The following is a 22,407-nucleotide window of genomic DNA, read 5'->3' on the forward strand; positions in this document are numbered from 1 at the left end:
CCCGCCCCTCCTGCCGGGGGCGTCAACTGCAGGATCGCGGGGGGTCAGGGGCGGGAGAGCAGGGCGCGGACGCCCGCGAGGTAGGCGGCGCGGTCCGGGGAGCCGGTCAGGATGCGCTGGGTGAAGTAGCCGGGGATCAGGCCGAACAGGGCGGCGCCGACGGCCTCCGGGTCGGCGTCCGCAGGCAGCTCGCCGGCGTCGCGCGCGCGTGCGGCGGCGGCCACGAAATGGCCACGCAGCCGGGTGTACGTGGCCCCGACGAACTCGGCCAGCACCGGGTCGCGCTGCGCCTCGCTCCACACCTGTAGCGCCAGCGGCAGCACGCCGTCCGGGCCGAGCTGGGTGTCGACGAAGGTCAGCGCCCGCTCCAGCACGCCGGTCAGGGGCAGCGGCGGGTCGGCCGTGGACAGGTCGGCGAAGGTCGCGTCGGCGGTGCCGATGACCGCCTGGGCGATGGCCGTGATCAGGTCGTTCTTGCTGGGGAAGTAGCGGTAGACCGCGCCGACCGAGAGCCCGGCTTCCTTGATCACGTCCTGCATCGGGGTGTTGTGGAAGCCGTCGCGCACGAAGCAGCGCCGGGCGGCGTCGAGGATCTGCTGACGGCGGGCGGCCAGGTGTTGCTCGGAGACGCGTGGCACGGCACACATTCTAAATCGAACGTTCGTTCTTGACGAATCCCGCGGCGACGGCGCACGCTCAACCCAAGAGAACGAACATTCGTTTTTAGGAGACGACGATGCTTCGGTCCCGCTCGCCCTGGACGCTCGCCGCGCTGCTCGCCAGCCTGGCGGTGGTGGTGCAGGCGCTCCTCGTACCCCTCTTCGCGGCACCGGCCGCCCACCTCGCGCCGCGCGACCTGCCGGTCGCCGTCGCCGGCCCACCGCCGGCCGCCGCCGAACTGGCCGGCCGGCTCGCCGCGGCCCGGCCCGGCGGCTTCGCCGTGACCACGCTGCCGGACGCCGCGGCGGCCGACCGGGCACTTCGCGACCGCGAGGTCTACGCCGCCTTCGTGGTCGGTCCGGACGGCGTCGCCCTGCACACCGCGCCGGCCGCCAGCCCGACCGTGGCCGCGCTGCTCACCGAGGCAGCGGCACAGCTCTCCGCCGGCCGGCCGGTGCCGGTGGTGCAGGTCGTGCCGGCCGACCCCGACGACCCGCGCGGGGCCGGCTTCGCCGCCGGTTTCCTGCCGTTGGCGCTGACCAGCATGCTGGCCGGGGCGCTGCTCGCGGTCCTGGTCGCCCGGCGCGGCGCGCGGCTGGCCGGCCTGCTCGGCTACGCCCTCCTGGCCGGCCTGGTCGGGGCCGCGATCCTGCACGGCTGGCTCGGCGTCCTCGACGGCGACCTGTGGCGCGAGGCGGGGGCGATCGGGCTGTTCGCGCTGGCGGCGGCGGCCACCGTGGCCGGCCTCGGCGCGCTGCTGGGCCGTCCCGGGCTCGGGCTCGGCGCGCTGCTCGTCTTCCTGGTCGGCAACCCGCTCTCCGCGGTCGGCGCCGCGCCGGAGCTGCTGCCGCAGCCCTGGGGCACGGTCGGGCAGTTCCTTCCGGTCGGCGCGGGCGGCACGCTGCTGCGCTCGGCCACGTTCTTCGACGGGGCGGGCGCCGGCCGGCCGGTGGCCGTGCTGACCGGCTACGCGCTGGTCGGCCTCGCCCTGGTCCTCGCGGGCCGCCGGGCGGTGCGGGCCGACGCCGGCAGCCGGACGCCGAAGGCGCGCCCGGCCGAGGTCACGGTATGACGGCACCTCGGCGGGCCGGCTACTACAAGGCGTCGTTGATGGGGGATTATGGCCGGCGTGGAAGCTCTTCGACTGATCCTTCTCTACGTCCATCTGATCGGGTTCGCGATGCTGCTCGGCGGTGCCATCGCCCAGTACGTCAACGGCCGGCTGCGCATCAACGCGGCCATGCTCTGGGGCTCGGTGATCGGGCTGCTGACCGGAATCGGTCTCTCCGCCCCGCTGCGCGACGGCGACGAGCCGGCACCGGCCAAACTTGTTACCAAGTTGGTGCTCGCGCTGCTGATCTTTGTCATGGTGTTCTTCTCCCGTAAGCGGGAGTCCGTGAACCGTGGGCACTTCCTTGCGATCATCGGGTTGACGCTGGTCAACGCGGCGGTGGCGGTCTTCTGGCGTTAGCCCTCCGGCGCAGCGGGAAGACCCCGGGAAACGGACGTTCGCGACACCTCTCCGGAGGGCCGTCGGCACGAAAGGTGATGTGCCCCACGCCAGGGTTACGTAGGGGTAACGACCGCTCAACAGTCGTGCACGATTGTCGGCCGGTGGGTGGGCGCGGGCGTACGCTCCCGTCCGTAACGTGGGACGCCGGCGGCACACCGCAGGCCGGCGCAAGGGCTGCCACCGCGCACGACGCGGTGTGCAATGGGAAGGAGACGTCTTGCGCTCTGTGCGTGGGATGCGGATCGCCTCCGCCATCGTGGCGGGTGGCCTCGTGCTGGGCGCCGCCGCTTGTGGTGAGGCTCCCGAGGACGACAACAACGCCGGCGGCAACGGCGGCAAGAAGTTCAGCGCCTGCATGGTGACCGACGTCGGCGGCATCGATGACAAGTCCTTCAACACCTCGGCCTGGAAGGGCCTCCAGGAGGCGAAGAAGGAGAACGACAACATCGACATCAAGAACGTCCAGTCGAAGGCCGAGGCGGACTACGAGGTCAACCTGACCGGGTTCGTCAACCAGAAGTGCGACTTCATCCTGGCCGTCGGTGGCCTGATGCAGGACGCCACCAAGAAGGCCGCCGAGGCGAACAAGAACCAGCAGTTCGCCATCGTCGACGCGAACCCGGGCGTGGACAACGTCTACCCGATGCAGTTCGACACCGCGCAGGCCGCCTTCCAGGCCGGTTACCTGGCCGCCGGGATGAGCAAGGCCGGCAAGGTCGGCACCTACGGCGGTCTGCCGATCCCGCCGGTCACCATCTTCATGGACGGCTTCGCCGACGGCGTGGCGTACTACAACAAGGCCAAGGGCAAGAACGTCCAGGTCATCGGCTGGGACAAGGCCACCCAGAAGGGCTCCTTCACCAACGACTTCGTCAAGCAGGACGAGGGCAAGAAGGTCTCCGACGCGCTGGTCGCCCAGGGCGCCGACATCATCATGCCGGTCGCCGGCGGCGCCGGCCTCGGCACCACGGCCGCCGCGCAGGCCTCCAACGGCAAGTACTCGGTCGTCTGGGTGGACGTCGACGGCTGCGAGAGCACCCCGAACTGCTCGGCGCTGCTGACCACGGTCGTCAAGAACATCCCGGACGCCGTCAAGGACGCCGTGCTGAAGGCCGCCAACGGTGAGAAGCTCCAGGCGCAGCCGGGCTTCGTCGGCACCCTGGCCAACAACGGCGTCTCGATCGCCCCGTACCACGACTTCGACAGCAAGGTCCCGGCGGACCTGAAGGCCGAGGTCGACAAGATCAAGGCGGACATCGCCGCCGGCACCATCACGGTCACCTCGAAGGCCCAGCCGACCAAGTGACCGCTCCGCCGGCTGCCGCGGTGAGATCATCGGCAGCGGGGGCCGGCGGGCACCAGGTTTGACGATCCGGCCGCCTCGGCGCACGCGGGGAAGACCCGCGCGACGTCGGGGCGGCCGGTCACTCTCATCCCCCACTGACCCCCACCCGGCGCGGTGGCGGCGCGGCAGCCGCTACGCTGCACCATCGCTCGCACTCCAGGAGGTTGCGCTGAGACTCGAACTGCGCGGCATCACCAAGCGGTTCGGTGATCTGGTCGCCAACGACCACATCGACCTGACGGTGGAGCCTGGAGAGATCCACGCCCTGCTCGGCGAGAACGGCGCCGGCAAGTCGACCCTGATGAACGTGCTCTACGGGCTCTACCAGCCCGACGAGGGCGAGATCCTGGTCGACGGCAAGCCGCTGAAGCTGAAGGGCCCGTCCGACGCGATCGCCGCCGGGATCGGCATGGTGCACCAGCACTTCATGCTGGTGCCGGTCTTCACCGTGGCCGAGAACGTGATGCTCGGCGCGGAACAGGTCAAGGGAGGCTTCACCGGCTTCCTCGACCGCCGGCGGGCCCGGCGCGAGGTCGCCGAGGTCTCCGAGCGGTACAACCTCCGGGTCGACCCGGACGCGGTGATCGAGGACCTGCCGGTCGGCATCCAGCAGCGGGTGGAGATCGTCAAGGCGCTCACCCGCGACGTCGACCTGCTCATCCTCGACGAGCCGACCGCCGTGCTGACCCCGCAGGAGACCGAGGAACTGCTCACGGTCATGCGGTCGCTCAAGGAGGCCGGCAAGTCGATCGTGTTCATCACCCACAAGCTGGGTGAGGTCAAGGCCATCGCCGACCGGATCACGGTGATCCGGCGCGGGAAGACGGTCGGCACCGCCGAGCCGAGCGCCAGCCGCGACGAGCTGGCCGCGCTCATGGTGGGCCGCAGCGTCCGGCTGACCGTGGAGAAGAAGCCGGCCCAGCCGGGCAAGCCGATCCTCGAGGTCGCCGGCCTGGTCGTCGACGACGACCGGCAGGTCCGCGCGGTCGACGGCGTCGACCTGACCGTGCGCGCCGGTGAGGTGCTCGGCATCGCGGGCGTGCAGGGCAACGGGCAGACCGAGCTGATCGAGGCGATCATGGGCCTGCGGCCGGTGCTGGCCGGCTCGGTCACCCTGGACGGCCAGGCCGTGCACGGCTGGTCGACCAAGAAGGTGCTCCGCGCCGGCGTCGGGTACGTCCCGGAGGACCGCAGCGTCGACGGCCTGGTCAAGGAGTTCTCCGTCGCGGAGAACCTGGTGCTGGACATCTACGACCGGCCGCCCTTCGGCAAGGGCCTGTCGCTCAAGCCGGACGCCATCGCGAAGTCGGCGAAGGAGCGGATCGAGCAGTTCGACGTCCGCACCTCCTCGGCCGACGCGGCGGTCGGCACCCTCTCCGGCGGCAACCAGCAGAAGGTGATCGTGGCCCGGGAGCTGTCCCGGCCGCTGAAGCTCTTCATCGCCGCCCAGCCCACCCGGGGCGTGGACGTCGGCTCGATCGAGTTCATCCACAGCCGGGTCATCCGCGAGCGGGACATCGGCACCGCCGTCATGGTGGTCTCCAGCGAACTGGACGAGGTGATCGGCCTGGCCGACCGGATCGCGGTGATGTACCGCGGCCGGATCATCGGCGTGGTCGGCCCGGACACCCCGCGCGAGGAGATCGGCCTGCTGATGGCCGGCATCACGCCGGACACCGCCACCACGGCCGCTGACGGCCCTGGCAACGAGGACGAGGCATGACCAACCCGAACCCGGTGTCGGGCTCCCCGGACAAGGAGCCGGCGACCGAGGCGCAGGAGGCGCGGAGCGAGGCCCGGGCGACCCCGACCGCGCCCGCCGGCGACACCGAGCGGGCGGTGCCCGCCACCGCGACGAAGCAGCCCGCGGCCCAGGAGCCCCGTCCCACGCTGGGCCGGCTCTTCCTGGACAACCTCTGGGCGGCCAACACGGTCACCGTGACCGTGCTCGCGGTGCTGCTCGCCATGCTGGTCGGCGCGGTGCTGATCATCGTCTCCGACCCGGAGGTGCTGGCCACCTACGGCTACATCACCGCCCGCCCGGCCGACGCGCTCAACGCCAGCTGGACCGTCGTCAGCGAGGCGTACGCGAACCTGTTCAAGGGCGCGATCTTCGATCCGGACGCGGTCGGCTTCACCGCCGCGATGGGCCCGATCTCGGAGACGCTCACCTACACCGCGCCGCTGGTCTTCACCGGCCTGGCGGTCGCGCTCGCCTTCCGCGGCGGCCTGTTCAACATCGGCGCGCAGGGCCAGGCGACCATCGGCGTCATCCTGTCCGCCGTCGTCGGCTTCGCCCTGCCGCTGCCGCCGGGGGTGCACCTGCTGGTCGCGCTGATCGCCGGGGCGCTCGGCGGCGCGCTCTGGGGCTTCATCCCGGGCATCCTCAAGGCGCGTACCGGCGCCCACGAGGTGATCAACACGATCATGCTCAACTACGTGGCGGTCTACTTCCTGTCCTGGATCATCGTCCAGAGCGGGGTGCAGAACCCGAACCGGGCGGACGCGATCAGCAAGCCGGTCGAGTCCTCCGCCCAGCTGCCCCGACTGCTCGGCGCCGACCTGCGGGTGCACGCCGGCATCCTGCTCGCGGTGCTGGCCACCTGGTTCATCGCCTGGCTGCTCAACCGCTCGACGCTCGGCTTCGAGCTGCGCGCGGTCGGCGAGAACCCGGACGCCGCCCGGACCGCCGGCATCAGCGTGACCAAGACGTACGTGCTGGTCATGGTGATCTCGGGTCTGCTGGCCGGCCTCGGCGGGTCGAACATGGTGCTCGGCTCGACCGCGAACGCGCTGACCCCGCTGGTGATCGCGCAGATCGGCTTCGACGGCATCCTGGTCGCCCTGCTCGGCCGGGTGAAGCCGTGGGGCGTGCTGCTGGCCGCGCTGCTGTTCGGCGCCCTCCAGGCCGGCGGCAACCGGATGCAGTCCTACTCGGGGATCTCGCTGGAGCTGGTCACCGTGCTCCAGGCGCTGATCGTCATCTTCATCGCCGCGCCGGCCATGGTGAAGGCGATCTTCCAGCTCCGGGCGGCCCGCGCGGCCCGGCTGCAGACGAGCCTCGCGAAGGGCTGGTGAGCATGTCCACCACCGCTGTCCCCGAGGTCGCCGTGACCGCGGTCGACGAGGGCTTCTGGACGCGCGTCCGCAAGACCGGGGCCGTCCTGCTGGGGCTGGGCGTGCTCGCCACGGTGCTGTTCGGCGCGCTCGCCACCGACCAGCAGGCCCGCTTCACGCTCAGCGAGACCGAGGGCGGCGCCGCCCTGGAGATCAACGGCACGGTGGGCGCGATCCTCTTCGGGATCATCGCCGCAGCGGCCGGGGCCGCCCTGCTCGCCGGGGTGCCGAAGCGCTGGTTCACCCTGGTGCTCGGGGCCGGGCTGGTCGCCTTCGTGCTGAGCTTCCTGTGCTGGCAGGTCTCCGCCGCCCCCGAGGGCCGCAACTTCATGCCGCTGGTCAACGTCGTCCGGGGCACGTTCGTCCTGGCCCTGCCGCTGATCTTCGGTGCGCTGGCCGGCGTGCTCTGCGAGCGGTCCGGCGTGGTGAACGTGGCGATCGAGGGCCAGTTGCTGATGGGTGCCTTCTCCGGCGCGCTGTTCGGCAGCATCTCCGGCAGTGTCTGGGTGGGCCTCGTGGCCGCCGCGATCGGCGGCGCGCTGATCTCCCTGCTGCTCGCCGTCTTCGCCATCCGCTACCTGGTCGACCAGGTGGTCATGGGCATCGTGCTCAACCTGCTCGCGGTCGGCGTCACCGGCTTCCTCTACGAGCGGCTGATGCAGACCGACGCGACGAAGTACAACAGCGCGCCCCGGTTCAGCAACTGGGAGATCCCGCTGCTCAAGGACATCCCGCTGCTCGGTCCGGCGCTGTTCCGGGGCAACATCTTCCTCTACCTCGGCCTGCTGCTGGTGCTCGTCATCCACATCGCGCTGTTCCGGACCCGGTGGGGCCTGCGGACCCGCTCGGTGGGCGAGCACCCGACGGCCGCCGACACGCTCGGCGTGAAGGTGCTGCGGCTGCGCTACCGGAACGTGACCATGGCCGGGCTGGTGGCCGGCGTGGGTGGCGCCTCCTACACCCTGGCGCTCTACTCGTTCACCAAGAACATGATCGGCGGTAAGGGCTTCATCGCCCTGGCCGCGCTGATCTTCGGCCGGTGGAGCCCGACCGGCGCGCTGCTCGCGGCGCTCTTCTTCGGCTTCGCCGACCAGCTCGCCACCTACCTGGGCGCGATCGGCAGCAGCATCCCGAGCCAGTTCCTGGCGATGCTGCCCTACCTGGCGACGATCCTGGCGGTGGCCGGGCTGGTCGGCAGGGTCCGGGCGCCGGCCGCCGACGGGAAGCCGTACATCAAGGGCTGACCGCCCGCGACGCAGCGTGCCCGGCGGGGGAGACCCGCCGGGCACGCCCGTCTCCGGCCGCCACCGCGACCGATCAGCGTGAATTGGGCAGAATGGGAGGCGTGATGGAGATCGACTGGGAGCGGCTGCGGGCCGCCGCCACCGAGGTCATGCGGCACGCGTACGCGCCGTACTCGAAGTTCCCGGTCGGGGCGGCCGCCCTGGTCGACGACGGCCGGGTGGTGGTCGGCTGCAACGTGGAGAACGCCGCGTACGGCGTGGTCCTCTGCGCCGAGTGCGGGGTGGTCTCCTCCCTGCACGCCACCGGCGGTGGCCGGATCGTCGCGCTGTCCTGCGTCGACGCCACCGGCGAGCCGCTCATGCCCTGCGGGCGCTGCCGGCAGCTGCTCTGGGAGAACGGCGGCCCCGAGTGCCTGATCGAGACGAAGGGCCGGCCGCTGCGGATGGCGGAGCTGCTGCCGCACGCGTTCGGTGTCGAGGACATCGAGGCCGTCGTCGGCGAGACCCCGCTGCCGGTGGTGCCGGAGCGGCTGGCCGCCTGGCGGGGCCGGGGCACGGTCTTCGTGCACCCCGACCTCTCGGCCGGGCAGCAGGTCTGGACGGCGTACTGGGAGCGGTCGGCCGGCGACACCGAGGGCGCCGAGACCGGCGTGCTGGAGGAGGGCCCGACCTGGGACGACCCGGCCGAGGCGATCACCTGGGGGCTGGCCCGGACGCCGCGCGTCGTCGTGGTGGACGCGTCGGGCACCATCTTCTGGGCCGGCGAGGGCGAGCCGCCCCTGGAGATCCCGGTCCGCTGGTCCCCTGCCTGAGCTGGGGGACCGGTTCCTGAACGACGAGGAAAGATCATCTGATGAGTGCATTCACGGCGGTTGACGTCATCCGGGCCAAGCGGGACGGGGGCGTGCTGAGCGACGGCCAGATCGACTGGGTGGTCGACGCGTACACCAAGGGCCTGGTGGCCGACGAGCAGATGTCGGCGCTGGCCATGGCGATCCTGCTGCGCGGCATGACCGCCCCGGAGATCGCCCGGTGGACCGCCGCGATGATCGCCAGCGGCGAGCGGCTGGACCTGTCGCCGGTGGCCCGGCCGACCGTGGACAAGCACTCCACCGGCGGTGTCGGCGACAAGATCACCCTGCCGCTGACCCCGCTGGTCGCGGCCTGCGGCGCGGCCGTGCCGCAGCTCAGCGGCCGGGGCCTCGGCCACACCGGCGGCACCCTGGACAAGCTGGAGTCGATCTCCGGCTGGCGGGCCGCGCTGAGCAACGACGAGTTCATCGCCCAGCTCCGCGACGTGGGCGCGGTGATCTGCGCGGCCGGCGACGGGCTGGCCCCGGCCGACCGCAAGCTGTACGCGCTGCGCGACGTGACCGGCACCGTCGAGGCCATCCCGCTGATCGCCAGCTCGATCATGAGCAAGAAGATCGCCGAGGGGACCGGTGCGCTGGTGCTCGACGTGAAGGTCGGCTCCGGCGCCTTCATGAAGAACGTCGACGACGCCCGCGAGCTGGCCCGGACCATGGTCGAGCTGGGCGGGGCGCACGGCGTGCGCACGGTCGCCCTGCTCACCGACATGTCCACCCCGCTCGGCCTGGCCATCGGCAACGCGGTCGAGGTGACCGAGTCGGTCGAGGTGCTGGCCGGCGGCGGCCCGGCCGACGTGGTGGAGCTGACCCTGGCGCTGGCCCGCGAGATGCTGGCCGCGGCCGGCCTGCCGGACGCCGACCCCGAGGCGGCGCTGCGGGACGGCCGGGCCATGGATTCCTGGCGCACGATGATCCGGGCGCAGGGCGGCGACCCGGACGCCCCGATGCCGACGGCCGACGAGGTCGAGGTGGTCACCGCGACCGAGGACGGCTACGTCGCCGGGATCGACGCGTACGCCATGGGCGTGGCCGCCTGGCGGCTCGGCGCCGGCCGGGCCCGCAAGGAGGATCCGGTCAGCATCCCGGCCGGGGTGGTGCTGCACAAGCGCCCCGGCGACCCGGTACGCGCCGGCGAGCCCCTGTACGAGTTGCGCGCCGAGCATGCCGAGCGGATCCCGGCCGCGCTGGCCGAGGCGGAGCGGGCGGTGCGGATCGCCCCGGAGGCTCCCGCCGCGACGCCGCTGGTGATCGAGCGGATCGGCTGATCTTTCCCGGTCATGGTGCGGTGCCGACCAAGCCGCTATTCTCGCAGGCCAAGGGGGGACCGACCGGCGATGAGCCGTTGCGAGCAGACAGGGACCTGAGCCGTGCGCGTACCCGCCCCCGACCCCCGGGTCGTTCGTGAGGCGAGCCTCGACGAGCTGTCGCGGCTGGGTCTCCCGCTGCCGCCCCCGCAGTTCCCGCTGGTCTGGGAGCCGGGGGACGAGATCGAGCTGCGACCCACCCCGGACATCGAGGCCCGGATCGCGGTGCTGCACGTGATCCTGGCCCGGTGCTTCGGGATGCCCGCGCGGGCGGCGATGAGCTGGCTGCTGGAGTCGCGCCTGGTCGAGATGGTCACCCCGCCGGAGTGGCAGTTCGTGATGGGCGGCAAGGGCGACCACCGGTCGTTCGTGCTGCACCACGACGCGCTCTTCTCGCTGGCCTGGGTGCTCGGGCTGGCCAAGGAGCTGGACCCGACGGTGCCGGTGGACGAGCGGCTGGTCGAGCGGATGCCCAACCTGGTGGCCGGCGAGACCTTCGGCCAGTGGCGGGCCCGGATCCTGGCCGCCCCGCAGCATCCGGCCGACGCGGCCGCCCTCCTCGACCTGCACTACTGCCTCGACTGGGCGTACCTGGAGTCGGAGGAGGCCGGGCTGGCGCTGCCCGGGCTGGTGGACGCGAACGCCATCGGGCAGCGCCGGTGGGCGCTGGAGTGGGCGGTGGTGCTGCGTGGGCCGTACCACGACGAGCCGCCGGGCTGGGAAGAGGTCGACCTCTCCACCTGAGGCGGCGGTGCTCAGCGCGGCCGGTGGACGGCGAGCCGGACGGCGAGGGTCACCGGCACCGGCTCGGGAAGGGACGCGAGCCGCTCGGCCAGCCGGCCCGGGTCGGCGTGCCAGGCGCTGGGGCCCATCCCGACCAGGGTGGCCACCTCGGTCCGGCTGAGCTCCAGACGGGCCCGGTGCTCGGTGGCCGACTCCTCGGTGAAGTGCCCGCCCAGGCTGCCGGCGACCCGGTCGGCCTTCCCCGGATCCACCCGCAGCAGGTCGAGCGCCTCGACCAGCTCGGCGAGATGGTCCGCGGCCGGCGTGACCACCAGCAGCGCGCCGGCCGGGTCGAGCACCCGGTGGAACTCCGGGCCGTTGCGCGGCGCGAAGACGTTCAGCAGCACCGTGGCGGACCGGTCGGCCAGGGGCAGCCGCTGCCACGTGTCGGCGAGCGCCGCGGCGGCGCGCGGGTGGGCCCGGGCCGCGCGGCGCAGCGCCGGCTTGGCGACGTCGAGGGCCAGGCCGACGGCGTCGGGCAGCGCCGCCAGCACCGCCGCGAGATACCAGCCGGTCCCGGCGCCGGCATCCAGCACCAGGGGGTACGACGTGCCGTCCGTCATTTCCGTCGCGCCGTACGCGGTCTGCCCCGCGGCGGCGGCGAGCGCGGCGGCGACGGGCTCGTAGTGGCCGGCGGCCAGGAAGTCGGCGCGGGCCGCGACCATCTCGGCGGTGTCCCCGGTGTGCGGGGCGCGGCCGGCGAGCAGGTTGACGTACCCCTGGCGGGCGACGTCGAAGCTGTGCCGGCGCGGGCAGCGCAGTGCGCGGGCGGTGCCGGCGGTGGTCTCGGCCAGCGGCTCGCCACAGACCGGGCAGCGCAGCCGGGCCAGGATGCGGGCGTCCACGCTCAGACCGCCCGGCCCGGACGGCCGGCGAGGTGGTCGACCACCCGGTGGGTGAGGGCGCCCAGCGCCGCGACCTCCTCGGGGGTGAGCAGGTCGATGAGGTGTCGGCGGACCGCGGCGACGTGGCCCGGGGCGGCGGCCTCGATGGCGGCCCGGCCGGCCGGGGTCAACACCACGATGGAGCCGCGGCCGTCCGAGGGGTGCTCCTCCCGGGTGACCAGACCGCGCTGCTGCATCCGGGCCAGGTGGTGGGAGAGCCGGCTGCGCGACCAGAGCATCCGGTCGGCCAGCTCGCTGAGCCGCAGCCGCTGGTCGGGTGTCTCGGAGAGGTCGGAGAGGACGTCGTAGTCCGGCTCGGAGAGGCCGGCGTCCTGCATCAGCTCCCGGGCCAGTTCCAGGTCCAGCAGGCGGCGCATCCGGCGGTAGCCGCGCCAGGCCCGGTTCTCCCGCTCGTCCAGCCAGCGTGGTGCGTCCATGTGCCGAGCCTAACCGACTTGTTGACATGTCATCAAACCCCGTCTACGGTCGATGACATGTCAACAACATTGCCGACGCGGCTGGTGCGGCTCCTCGCCGGCCTGGCCCTCTTCGGCGCCAGCGTGGCGCTGATGGTCCGCGCGGATCTCGGCCTGTCCTCCTGGGACGTGCTGCACCAGGGCCTCGCCGGCCGGACCGGCCTGCCGCTCGGGTGGGTCGTCAACGGCGTGGCGCTGCTGGTCCTGCTGCTCTGGTTCCCGCTGCGCCAGCGTCCGGGCGTGGGGACGGTGGCCAACGTCGCGCTGGTCGGCCTGGCGCTCGACGCGGTGCTGGCGATCCTGCCGCCGGTCTCCGCGCTCCCCGCCCGGATCGGCCTGCTGCTCCTGGGCATCCTGCTCAACGGGGTGGCCACCGGCCTCTACCTCGGCGCCCGCCTCGGGCCCGGGCCCCGCGACGGCCTCATGACCGGCCTCGCCGCGCGCGGCCTGCCGATCGGGCGCGTCCGCACCCTGATCGAGCTGGCGGTGCTCGGCCTCGGCTGGCTGCTCGGCGGCACGGTCGGTCCCGGCACCCTGCTGTACGCGCTGGCCATCGGGCCGCTCGCCCAGTTCCTCATCCCCCGACTCGCCGTGCCGGCCCCCGGCCGGCCCGCCACGACAGGAGTGACCTCGCCATGCCCCGCCTGAACGTGATCGTCGCCAGCACCCGCCCCGGCCGGGTGGGCCGGCGCATCGGCGACTGGTTCGCCGAGGCGGCCGTCCGCCACGGCGCCTTCGACGAGGTGCGGCTCGTGGACCTCGCCGAGGTCGGACTGCCGTTCCACGACGAGCCGCACCACCCCTCCGAGGGGATCTACCTGCACGAGCACACCCGGTCCTGGAGCGCGACCACCGCTGCCGCGGACGCCTTCGTGCTGGTGATGCCGGAATACAACTACGGCTTCAGCGCCCCGCTGAAGAACGCGATCGACTACCTCTACCACGAGTGGCGGCACAAGCCGGTGGGCTTCGTCAGCTACGGCATGACGTCCGGCGGCCTGCGGGCGGTCCAGATGATCAAGCAGGTGGTGACCACGTTGAACATGGTGCCGGTCAACGAGGCGGTGACGATCTTCCTGCGGCAGGCGCTGGACGACGCCGGCGAACTGCGGCCCGACCCCGGGCGGGAGGAGGCGGCGGACCTGATGCTCGACCAGGTCTCCCGGCTGGCCGTGGCGCTCGCCCCGCTGCGGGCGGTGGCGGCGTGACCGCCCGGCTGTGGGAGCTGTTCGGCGAGCGGGGTCGCGGGGTGCTGGTCACCCTGCGCCGGGACGGCCGGCCGCAGCTCTCCAACGTCGACTACCTGGCCGAGCCGGGACTGATCCGCTGCTCCACCACCGGCGACCGGGCCAAGGTGCGCAACCTGCGGCGCGACCCCCGGGCCAGCTTCCACGTCAGCACCGCCGACGGCGGGGCGTACGCGGTGGCCGAGGGCACGGTGACGGTCACCCCGCCCGCGGCGGCCACCGACGACGCCACCGTCGACGAGCTGGTCGAGGTCTACCGGCGGATCCGGGGCGAGCACCCGGACTGGGACGACTACCGGGCGGCCATGGTCGCCGACGGCCGGGTCGTGCTCCGCCTCGCGGTCGAGCGGGTCTACGGCTGGCGGCCGTGAGCCGGCCCGGTCCGGTGCCGTGCCCCGGCGGTCGGTGACTAGGGTCGGTGCATGGCAATCTCGTACGAGGACATCGTCAAGGTCCCGAAGGCGCTGCTGCACGACCACCTCGACGGCGGTCTGCGACCCGCGACGATCGTCGAGTTGGCCGCCGAGGCCGGCCACGAGCTGCCCACCACCGACCCCGAGGCGCTGGGCCGCTGGTTCGTCGAGGCGGCGAACTCCGGTTCGCTGGAGCGCTACCTGGAGACCTTCGCGCACACCGTGGCGGTCATGCAGACCGGGCCCGCGCTGCGCCGGGTGGCCCGGGAGTGCGCGCTCGACCTGGCCGCCGACGGGGTCGTCTACGCCGAGGTCCGGTTCGCTCCCGAGCAGCACCTGGAGCAGAACCTGACCCTGGACGAGGTGGTCGACGCCGTGGTCACCGGCTTCCGGGAGGGCAGTGCACTGGCCGCCGAGGCGGGCAACCCGATCCGGGTCGGCACGCTGCTCACCGCCATGCGGCACGCGGCCCGCTCGCAGGAGATCGCCGAGCTGGCCGTCCGGCACCGGGACACCGGGGTGGTCGGCTTCGACATCGCCGGCGCGGAGGCGGGCTTCCCGCCCACCCGGCACCTGGACGCCTTCGAGTACCTCCAGCGGGAGAACTTCCACTTCACCATCCACGCCGGCGAGGCGTTCGGGCTGCCGTCGATCTGGCAGGCGATCCAGTGGTGCGGCGCGGACCGGCTGGGGCACGGCGTCCGGATCGTCGACGACATCACGCCCGGGAACCCGCCGGTGCTGGGCCGGCTGGCCGCCTACGTCCGGGACAAGCGGATCCCGCTGGAGCTGTGCCCCTCCTCGAACGTGCAGACCGGGGCGGCCGCGTCGATCGCCGACCACCCGATCGGGCTGCTGCGCGACCTGCGTTTCCGGGTGACGGTGAACACCGACAACCGGCTGATGAGCGGCACCTCGATGTCCCGGGAGATGGCCCTGCTGGTGGAGGCCTTCGGCTACGGCTGGAAGGAACTCCAGTGGTTCACCATCAACGCGATGAAGAGCGCCTTCATCCCGTTCGACGAGCGACTGAAGATCATCGACGAGGTGATCAAGCCGGCGTACGCCAAGCTGATCGGCTGATCACGGCTGCCGCGGGTGGCCCGCCAGCAGGGCGGCCACCCGGCGCAGCACCTGCCCGGCCCGGGCCGCCTCGGCGCCCAGCCCGGTCTGCCGGCGCAGCACCGCCGGCTCCGCGCGCAGCAGCGCCACCCCGCGCCGGATCAGCACCCGGGGCGCCTTGCGCTGCTCGGCCAGGTCGCGGGCGAGCCGGCGGACGAAGGTCGCGCCGCGCGGGCGGCGCAGCGCGTACGCCCCGGCGAGCAGGCCCCGGCGGCGGCACTCCGCGACGATCTCGGCGGCGAAGATCCCTTCGGCGACAAAAAGTGGCGATCCGTCGACGTCGAATGGCCGGGTGGCCACCCGCCGGTCCGCGCCGATCGCATAAACCGGCACTTCGGCCTTGCCCTCGCGGGCCAGTCGGGCGATTGTTTCCACCGCTGTGTCCGCATCCCAGGACAGCGGCGACTCCCAGTCGACCTCTCCGTTGCGACGCGGCAACGTAGGGTCATCGCCGTCCTTGTAGAAGTCGTCCAAGCAGAGGACAGGAAGTCCGGTTCGTTGGGCTATATACGACTTTCCGGAGCCGGAGGGCCCGGCCAGCAGGACGACGCGGTGAGGGTGTTCCATTACTTTCAGTGACTCCGGCCAGACGGATTGCTATCAAATTGCATCAACATCTCATCACACCTCCGGCGACGGACAACCTGGGCTTTCTCTTTGCGGGGCGGCGTGATGGAATCTCGGAGGTCCGACCCGCCGGGTCGGTCGCTCGGCGTTGCCCAGAGGTGACGCCGGACGCGGTAATGCGAGGGCGGTGACGTGAGCAAACGGCCAAAGACGGCGGGCTCCTTCCTGTCGCGTCTGAGCCGGCCGGCCAGCCGGCTCCGCGACATGCCGATCTGGTCCAAGCTCGGCCTGATCATGATCGTGCCGACCATCGCCACGGTCGTGGTCGGCACCAGCGGTCTGGTCGACCACCTGGAGACGCTCAACAATGCCAACCGGGCCGGCAACCTGGCGACCCTGATCGGCTACTCGGGTGATCTGGTCGACAAGCTGCAGAACGAGCGGACGGCCGCCGTGCTGCTGCTGAGTGCCGACGACCCGAAGGCCAAGGCCCGGTACAACGACGAGTACACCCAGGTGGGCCAGGAGGTCGACAAGGCACAGGGGCTCTACTCGCAGCAGCGCGTCGTGCTGGAGGAGCTGCCCCCCGCGCTGGAGAAGACGCTCGACGGGATCGACCAGAACCTGGAAGACCTGCCGGGCATGCGCAGTCAGGTCTTCAACGGCAAGATGGCGAGCAGCTTCGCGGTCAAGGGGTACGACGGCCTGATCAGCGAGCTGCTCGCGGTCCGTGACTCCAGCACCCAGCTCGCCGGCGACAGCGACCTGAGCGACCGGATGCGCGCCGCCGCCGCCGTCGCCCGCAGCAAGGAGTTCCTCTCCCAGCGTCGGGTGGTCGTGCACCTCGCACTGGACCGCGGCCGGCTCGACCAGACCCTGCGCACGGACTACCTCTCCACCGTCACCGCCGAGAAGCAGGCGGTCGAGTCCTTCACCGCCGTCGCCAACGCGTCCGAGACGGAGCTATACCAGCAGACCGTCGCCGGGGGCGACCTGCGCGAGGTGTCCTCCTACGAGGGCCAGATTGCCGGCAACGAGTCCGGTGCGCTGACGAGCGTCTCCTTCGGTCCCGACCAGTGGGACACCGCGATGGTCGGCAACGCCAAGCTGGTCCGCACCGTCGAGTCGACGTTCGACAGCGACGTGATCAAGCAGGCCGACCAACTCCGCTCGGACGTGCAGCGCCAGGTCTTCCTGGAGACCGGCCTGCTGCTGAGCATGCTGCTGCTGGCCATCCTCTTCGCCTACCTGGTCGCCCGCTCGATGGCCCGCTCGCTGCGGGACCTGCGTCAGGGCGCCCTCTCGGTGGCCCAGTACGGCCTGCCGCAGGCGGTGGCCCGGCTGCGCGACCCGCAGGTCACCGGGCAGCTCTCCCCGGTGCAGCTGGCCAACCAGATCGCCGAACCGCTGCCGGTGCGCAGCAAGGACGAGTTCGGCCAGGTGACCGAGGCGTTCAACGCCGTCCACCTGGAGGCCGTCCGGACCGCGGCCGAGCAGGCCGCCCTGCGGGCCTCCGTCGCGACCATGTTCGTCAACCTGGCCCGCCGGTCGCAGATCCTGGTCGACCGGCTGATCGGCCACCTCGACCGGCTGGAGCGCGGCGAGGAGGACCCGGACCGGCTGGCCGAGCTGTTCCAGCTCGACCACCTGGCCACCCGGATGCGCCGCAACGACGAGAACCTGCTAGTCCTCGCCGGCGCGGACTCCACCCGCGTGCAACGCGAGCCGGCCGCCCTGATCGACGTGCTCCGCGCCGCCCAGTCCGAGGTCGAGCACTACACCCGGATCGAGTTCGGCGTGATCGACCGGGACATCGAGATCGCCGCGCACGCGGTCAACGACCTGGTGCACCTGGTCGCCGAGCTGTTCGACAACGCCACCGCCTTCTCTCCGCCGGACTCGCACGTCATGGTGGAGGCCCGGCGGGTGGGCGACCGCGCCTCCCTCTACGTGGAGGACCGGGGCATCGGCATCAGCCACGAGCAGCTCCGCGACCTGAACGAGCGGCTGGCCACGCCGCCGCAGGTGGACGTGGCGGTCTCCCGGATGATGGGTCTGGTCGTGGTCGCCCGGCTGGCCTCCCGGCACGGCGTCAAGGTCGAGCTGCGGCCCGGCGCCGACCGGGGCACCGTCGCCGACGTCACGCTGCCGCCCGCCGTCCTGGTGCCGCGCGCGCTCTCCGGCCGCGGCCAGCCCGCGCCGGCCCTTCCGGCCGCCGGCCCGCAGCAGAACGGTCCCGCCCCGGCGTTCGGTGCTCTGGCCGCGCTGGGCAACGGCCCGCACACCCCGCCGCCGGCCCCGCACCCCGGTGCCTCCGGCAACCAGGTCACCCTGGGCGGGCGATCCTTCGACCCGGCGCCGCGCAACGGCTCCGGCACCCCGGCCAACGCGGGCGCGGGCCGTGCGATGCCGGCCTGGTCCGACCTGACCGGCGCCGGTCCCCTCGCGGGCGGCGACGGCTTCACGCCGCGGAGCTCGAACGGCCAGTCGATCGACCCGCTGCCCCAGCGGCGCCACCCGGCCGAGGGCGACCCGGCCTCCACGGGCCAGCAGCCGGCGATCCCTCGGCAGTTGCCGAGCAGCCCGGAGGCGCGGCCGTACAACCCGCCGCCGGTGTCCGCCCCGCCGGTCCCGCCGGTGTCGGCGCCGCCGCTGCCACCGGTCTCCGGTGTCCCGGTCTCCGGCCACCCGGTCTCCGGCTACCCCGTGTCGGGCGCGCCGGCCACCGGTTACCCCGTGTCGGGCGCGCCGGCCTCGGGCTACCCCGTGTCGGGGGCGCCGGCCTCGGGCTACCCCGTGTCGGGCGCGCCGGCCTCCGGTTACCCCGTGCCGGGTACGCCGGTCTCCGGTCACCCGGTCTCGGTGCCGCCGGTGAACCAGGTGCCGCCGCGTCCCGCCCCGCAGGCCCCGGCGTCGCAGGTCGGCGCCCCGCCGGTCTGGCCGCCGGTCGCCACGCCCGACCAGGCCGCCGCTCCGGCGGTGCCGGAGCGGCTCGCCGCCGGCCTGGACATGACCACCGAGCTGCCCCGGGTCACCCGTCCGGAGACGCCGCCGGTCGCGAACCGGCCGGCGCCGGCCCCCGCGCAGCGGCCGGCCACCCCCCAGCAGCCGGGCAACCGCCAGCGGTACGCGGACGAGACGATGGAGCTGCCGATCTTCCGGGAGCTCGAGTCGGCCTGGTTCCGCACCCGCAAGCCGGGGCCCAACGAGGAGGCGGCCGCAGCGCAGGCGGCGGCGACCAACGGCGCCGCCACCCAGCAGTTCGCCAAGGTCGACGCAGCCGGTCGGGCCGTGCAGCAGACACCACCCGGGACGACAGGTAACACGCCGATGGCACAGACTCCGACGGCCGGCGGAGCGCCGCACGAGAACGGCTCGGCGAACGGGGGCGCCCGTCCCGCGTACGCCGGTGCGCTGCCCACCCGGCAGCCCGCCGCCCCGCCGCAGCCCGGTTGGCAGACCGCCGCCGACGACGGATGGAAGGCCGCCTCGGCGGCCACCGAGGTCCCGGTCGCGGAGACCACCCAGAAGGGCCTGCCGAAGCGGAAGCCGATGGCACAGCTCGTGCCCGGTGGCATCGAGAAGCCGTCCACGTCGGTGCAGCGCCGCACGCCGGAAGGCGTACGGGGCCTGCTTTCGGCCTACCATCGGGGCGTGCAGCGGGGGCGCAGCAACCCGACCGACAGCAACTCCACCGGCCCGGAGGGAACTCCGGGCGAGCAGCAGTCCTCGCAGTCTGGCTCAGGCCCGGTGGCCGGGAGCGGGCAGAAGGAGCAACAAGGATGACAACTACGCAGGATCTCGGATGGCTGCTGGCCAACTTCGCCGACCGGGTGCCCGGTGTGGCGCACGCGGTCGCGGTCTCCGCCGACGGCCTGCTCCTCGCTTCGTCCCGTGATCTCCCGCGGGACCGCGCGGACCAGCTGGCGGCGATCGCGTCCGGCCTGGTCAGCCTGACCCAGGGCGCGGCCCGCTGCTTCGAGGGCGGGGCGGTGCTCCAGACCGTGGTCGAGATGGACAACGGCTTCCTGTTCCTGATGTCCATCTCGGACGGCTCGTCCTTCGCCGTGCTCGCCGCGCGCAGCTGCGACGTCGGGCAGGTCGGTTACGAGATGGCCCTGCTCGTCGACCGGGTGGGCGACGCTCTGACCCCGCAGCCGCGTACGGCTGTGGGGATGATGGGCTGAACGACGCGCTGACCGGTGGGTCAGAAGCGGCAACAACTACGACAGGGACGAATGCCACCGGGGCGAGCCGGTGCCGGGTACGAAGGAGGTGAGCGGCGACATGGTCGATCGTGACGAGCCGACCGGAGCGTTGGTCCGTCCATACGCCGTGACCCGCGGTCGTACCCGCCCCCGGCTCGAGATCGCCCTGGAGGCGCTCGTCGAGACGACGGTGCGCGGCCGGTCGGTTGCCACTGGCAACGGTGGCCAGGGCCGAGAGCACCAGTACATCGCCGCGCTGTGTGACGGACGCGTGCAGTCGCTCGCCGAGATCGCGGCGCGGATGCAGCTTCCGCTCGGCGTGGCCCGGGTGCTCATCGCCGACATGGCGACGGACGGCCTGGTCGCGGTCCACGAGCCGACCATTTTGGACGACTCCGACGACGCGGTGGGCACTGAACTGCTGGAGAGGGTGCTGAGTGGACTTCGCAGGCTCTGACATGTCGCACCGGCCGCCGGCCCCGAGCGGGCGCGTGACGTCGGCGAAGATCGTTATCGCCGGTGGATTCGGCGTCGGCAAGACGACGCTGGTCGGCTCGGTCTCGGAGATCACGCCGCTGACCACCGAGGCGATCATGACCTCCGCCGGCGTGGGCGTCGACGACACCCGGCAGGTGCCGGGCAAGACGACGACCACGGTGGCGATGGACTTCGGTCGTATCTCGATCGACCGCGATCTGATCCTGTACCTGTTCGGTACACCGGGTCAGACCCGGTTCTGGTTCATGTGGGACGAACTGGTCCGGGGCGCGATCGGTGCCGTCGTGCTGGTCGACACGCGTCGACTGGCCGACTGCTTCGCCGCCATCGACTTCTTCGAGCACCGGCGGCTGCCGTACCTGGTGGCCATCAACTGCTTCGACGGGATGCAGTACCACGACCCGCAGGACGTCCGGGACGCGCTGGCGATCTCCTCGGACGTGCCGGTGGTGGCCTGCGACGCCCGCAACCGGGAGTCGACGAAGCACGTGCTGATCTCGCTGGTCGAGTACGTGCTCACCATGCGGCGCTCGCGGGCCGTCGCCCCCGCCTGACCCAGGTGACGAAGCGCCCGGCGGCCATTGGCCACCGGGCGCTTCTCGCTGTCCGCCGCCCGGTACGCTGCGCAGCCGGCCGGTGACCATCCTGCGTTGAAGTCCCGCCGCTCCACCGCGACCGTGGTGGTCGGGGTCAGCGCCGAGGTGGCCGGGCAGGCCGGGGCGCGGTGTACGCGCCCTCACGGGGGCCGTGGTGGCGTCGCTGAGGCGTCCTCGGTGACCGCGCCGGCGTCGAAGATGGGCGGCCGGTTGAGGTCGGCCCCGGCGCAGCTCCCGGCCCGCTGTGCGGAACGGCGCTCAGACGATGAACCCGTCCGGCTCGGCCGCGAGCACGCGCCCGAGGAGTGGCGGATGCTCGTGCCGATGCGGCTGATCGACGTGGCCAAGGACGCGCGGCGGCGATCTCCCGGGCGGCAGCGCCGAAGCCCTGCCTCGTGGTGGGCAGGGCTTCCCGGACCAGGCTGACGACCGGCGCCGGCCTGGTCCGCCGGCTAGGCTCCCAGCAGGCCGAGAGTTATCCGGATGTCGGCAGGGGCACCCAGGTGGGGCGGGATGCCACTCCGGTCAGGACCGGTAGCCCGCCGACCGGTACTCGTATTCCCGGTCGTCGTCGCGGTCGCCGGTGTCCCGGCTGAAGTCCCAGCCGCCGGCCGCCTCCCGGCCCGGCCGGCCACCGACGGCGAAGCCGCCGATCTCCTGACCGCGCCGCCAGCCCCGGAAGTAGCCGGTGGTGTTCTCGGCGAGGCTGGCCGCGTTCCGGACGATCCGCAGTGGACGCTCCTCGCGCAGCGGCGAGCCGGGCACCAGGTTGGCCTGCGGGACCCGCTTGGGCAGGCCGGCCTTGGTCTCGTCGCCGACGGCCGGGCGGGCCGCCTGCTCGGCCGCCTGCCAGCCGGTGTCCGCGGTGGTCGACCAGTCCAGGTCGGCCTCGTCGCCGTGCCCGACGAACCAGGCCGACTTCGCCTGCGCGAAGATCAGCAGGTCGCCGTCGCCCTCGTCGGAGACGGGCGGCGGCCGGTGCTCCTTCGGCGCGGGACGCCGCTCCAGCGGGGCGGGCGCCTCGGCGCGGGGTGCGGGCCGGCTCGGCCGGTTGGCCTCCGGCCGGTCGACCAGCCGCAGCGACGGCGCGTCCAGCCCGGGGTCGGTCGGCGGGTCCAGCTCGTTGCGCAGCGCCCGGTCGGCCAGCGGCGGCGGCTCCACCAGCCGCAGCATCGGCGGCTCCTGCGGCAGGTCGTCGGCGAGCCAGGGCGGGGTGACCCGGCCCGGGTCGCTCGGCGCGTCCACGCCCCGTCCGTACGGGTAGGCCGGGGCCTCCTTGGCCCGGTCGTCCTGGTCCTCGCCGGTGTTGACCAGCGGCCAGTTGGCCCGGGAGCCCGGGGGAGCGGACTCCTGGCCGGGGCGGGGCGTCGGCACCGGGATGGTCAGGTCGGTGGCGCTGAAGCCGCCGGTCGGCGGCTCCTGGTTGATCTTGGGCCGCGGCGGGATGACCGTGCGCTGCCGCTCGGCCCGGGCCTTGTTGATCGCCGCGGTGGTCAGCGTCGGGCGGAACGGCTCCCCGGCCTCGGCCGGCGGCACCGCCCCCCGCTGCGCCCGGGGGGTC

The 22,407-nt window shown here is 72.9% G+C and carries 21 protein-coding genes and 1 pseudogene; 17 read left to right on the forward strand and 5 right to left on the reverse strand.

Going from position 1 to position 22,407, the window contains the following annotated elements; all coding sequences use genetic code 11:
• Positions 1–44 precede the first annotated feature (44 nt).
• Positions 45–638: a TetR/AcrR family transcriptional regulator gene (locus ACW0Q9_RS16095; RefSeq protein WP_456182087.1), complete on the reverse strand. Its 594-nt coding sequence runs from the start codon at positions 636–638 to the stop codon at positions 45–47.
• 98 nt (positions 639–736) lie between these two features.
• Between ACW0Q9_RS16095 and ACW0Q9_RS16100 the strand changes: the two genes are divergently transcribed.
• The 9 genes from ACW0Q9_RS16100 (at position 737) to ACW0Q9_RS16140 (ending at position 10,796) form a co-directional block, all read left to right on the forward strand.
• Entirely contained in the window at positions 737–1,732 is a 996-nt protein-coding gene (locus tag ACW0Q9_RS16100) for a hypothetical protein (protein WP_456182089.1), read from the forward strand.
• 57 nt (positions 1,733–1,789) lie between these two features.
• Positions 1,790–2,131 (forward strand): hypothetical protein, encoded by a 342-nt coding sequence (locus ACW0Q9_RS16105; RefSeq protein WP_151463159.1) that lies wholly within the window; start codon positions 1,790–1,792, stop codon positions 2,129–2,131.
• A 277-nt stretch (positions 2,132–2,408) separates the two neighbouring features.
• Positions 2,409–3,479, forward strand: coding sequence for a BMP family lipoprotein (locus tag ACW0Q9_RS16110; RefSeq protein WP_456182117.1), 1,071 nt, complete (start codon positions 2,409–2,411; stop codon positions 3,477–3,479).
• Between the two features lie 268 nt (positions 3,480–3,747).
• Positions 3,748–5,241: an ABC transporter ATP-binding protein gene (locus ACW0Q9_RS16115; RefSeq protein WP_456182119.1), complete on the forward strand. Its 1,494-nt coding sequence runs from the start codon at positions 3,748–3,750 to the stop codon at positions 5,239–5,241.
• Positions 5,238–6,596, forward strand: coding sequence for an ABC transporter permease (locus ACW0Q9_RS16120; RefSeq protein WP_456182091.1), 1,359 nt, complete (start codon positions 5,238–5,240; stop codon positions 6,594–6,596). Before ACW0Q9_RS16115 ends, ACW0Q9_RS16120 begins: the two co-directional genes overlap by 4 nt.
• Before the next feature lie 2 nt (positions 6,597–6,598).
• Positions 6,599–7,879, forward strand: coding sequence for an ABC transporter permease (locus ACW0Q9_RS16125; protein ID WP_456182092.1), 1,281 nt, complete (start codon positions 6,599–6,601; stop codon positions 7,877–7,879).
• A 92-nt stretch (positions 7,880–7,971) separates the two neighbouring features.
• Complete coding sequence (locus tag ACW0Q9_RS16130; protein ID WP_456182094.1) at positions 7,972–8,691, forward strand: cytidine deaminase; 720 nt, start codon at positions 7,972–7,974, stop codon at positions 8,689–8,691.
• Between the two features lie 41 nt (positions 8,692–8,732).
• Positions 8,733–10,013 carry a thymidine phosphorylase gene (locus tag ACW0Q9_RS16135; RefSeq protein ID WP_456182096.1) on the forward strand — a complete coding sequence of 427 codons (1,281 nt, stop codon included), beginning with the start codon at positions 8,733–8,735 and terminating at the stop codon, positions 10,011–10,013.
• A gap of 102 nt (positions 10,014–10,115) precedes the next feature.
• Positions 10,116–10,796, forward strand: coding sequence for a DUF4272 domain-containing protein (locus tag ACW0Q9_RS16140; protein WP_456182098.1), 681 nt, complete (start codon positions 10,116–10,118; stop codon positions 10,794–10,796).
• An 11-nt stretch (positions 10,797–10,807) separates the two neighbouring features.
• Here ACW0Q9_RS16140 and ACW0Q9_RS16145 read toward each other — a convergent pair whose 3' ends face one another.
• Both ACW0Q9_RS16145 and ACW0Q9_RS16150 read right to left on the reverse strand, forming a co-directional pair.
• A complete protein-coding gene (locus ACW0Q9_RS16145; protein ID WP_456182100.1) occupies positions 10,808–11,680 on the reverse strand; it encodes a putative RNA methyltransferase in 873 nt (290 codons plus the stop codon).
• Between the two features lie 2 nt (positions 11,681–11,682).
• A complete protein-coding gene (locus ACW0Q9_RS16150; protein WP_456182102.1) occupies positions 11,683–12,156 on the reverse strand; it encodes a MarR family winged helix-turn-helix transcriptional regulator in 474 nt (157 codons plus the stop codon).
• Between the two features lie 57 nt (positions 12,157–12,213).
• Between ACW0Q9_RS16150 and yczE the strand changes: the two genes are divergently transcribed.
• The 4 genes from yczE to ACW0Q9_RS16170 are packed head-to-tail and all read left to right on the forward strand — an operon-like array spanning position 12,214 to position 14,938.
• Positions 12,214–12,843: a membrane protein YczE gene (gene yczE / locus ACW0Q9_RS16155; protein ID WP_456182104.1), complete on the forward strand. Its 630-nt coding sequence runs from the start codon at positions 12,214–12,216 to the stop codon at positions 12,841–12,843.
• Positions 12,831–13,403 carry an NADPH-dependent FMN reductase gene (locus ACW0Q9_RS16160; protein ID WP_456182106.1) on the forward strand — a complete coding sequence of 191 codons (573 nt, stop codon included), beginning with the start codon at positions 12,831–12,833 and terminating at the stop codon, positions 13,401–13,403. The genes yczE and ACW0Q9_RS16160 overlap by 13 nt, the downstream gene beginning before the upstream one ends.
• Positions 13,400–13,813 carry a PPOX class F420-dependent oxidoreductase gene (locus ACW0Q9_RS16165; protein WP_456182108.1) on the forward strand — a complete coding sequence of 138 codons (414 nt, stop codon included), beginning with the start codon at positions 13,400–13,402 and terminating at the stop codon, positions 13,811–13,813. The genes ACW0Q9_RS16160 and ACW0Q9_RS16165 overlap by 4 nt, the downstream gene beginning before the upstream one ends.
• 51 nt (positions 13,814–13,864) lie before the next feature.
• Positions 13,865–14,938 (forward strand): adenosine deaminase, encoded by a 1,074-nt coding sequence (locus ACW0Q9_RS16170; protein WP_456182110.1) that lies wholly within the window; start codon positions 13,865–13,867, stop codon positions 14,936–14,938.
• Here the strand turns inward: ACW0Q9_RS16170 and ACW0Q9_RS16175 are convergent, their stop codons facing one another.
• A complete protein-coding gene (locus ACW0Q9_RS16175; protein ID WP_456182112.1) occupies positions 14,939–15,352 on the reverse strand; it encodes a hypothetical protein in 414 nt (137 codons plus the stop codon).
• Between the two features lie 384 nt (positions 15,353–15,736).
• Between ACW0Q9_RS16175 and ACW0Q9_RS16180 the strand changes: the two genes are divergently transcribed.
• The 4 genes from ACW0Q9_RS16180 (at position 15,737) to ACW0Q9_RS16195 (ending at position 20,804) form a co-directional block, all read left to right on the forward strand.
• Positions 15,737–19,330, forward strand: a complete 3,594-nt coding sequence (locus ACW0Q9_RS16180) for a nitrate- and nitrite sensing domain-containing protein (RefSeq protein ID WP_456182114.1) — start codon at positions 15,737–15,739, stop codon at positions 19,328–19,330.
• Positions 19,327–19,731 carry a roadblock/LC7 domain-containing protein gene (locus tag ACW0Q9_RS16185; protein ID WP_013283992.1) on the forward strand — a complete coding sequence of 135 codons (405 nt, stop codon included), beginning with the start codon at positions 19,327–19,329 and terminating at the stop codon, positions 19,729–19,731. The genes ACW0Q9_RS16180 and ACW0Q9_RS16185 overlap by 4 nt, the downstream gene beginning before the upstream one ends.
• Positions 19,732–19,831: 100 nt before the next feature.
• A complete protein-coding gene (locus ACW0Q9_RS16190) occupies positions 19,832–20,209 on the forward strand; it encodes a DUF742 domain-containing protein (RefSeq protein WP_091261430.1) in 378 nt (125 codons plus the stop codon).
• Between the two features lies 1 nt (position 20,210).
• A complete protein-coding gene (locus ACW0Q9_RS16195) occupies positions 20,211–20,804 on the forward strand; it encodes a GTP-binding protein (protein ID WP_091260490.1) in 594 nt (197 codons plus the stop codon).
• Positions 20,805–21,371: 567 nt separating this feature from the next.
• On the opposite strand, the pseudogene ACW0Q9_RS16200 reads toward ACW0Q9_RS16195, so the two are convergent.
• Positions 21,372–22,407, reverse strand: a pseudogene (locus ACW0Q9_RS16200) (transposase); the annotation flags it as partial.

The sequence above is a fragment of the Micromonospora sp. I033 genome, from assembly GCF_053890995.1.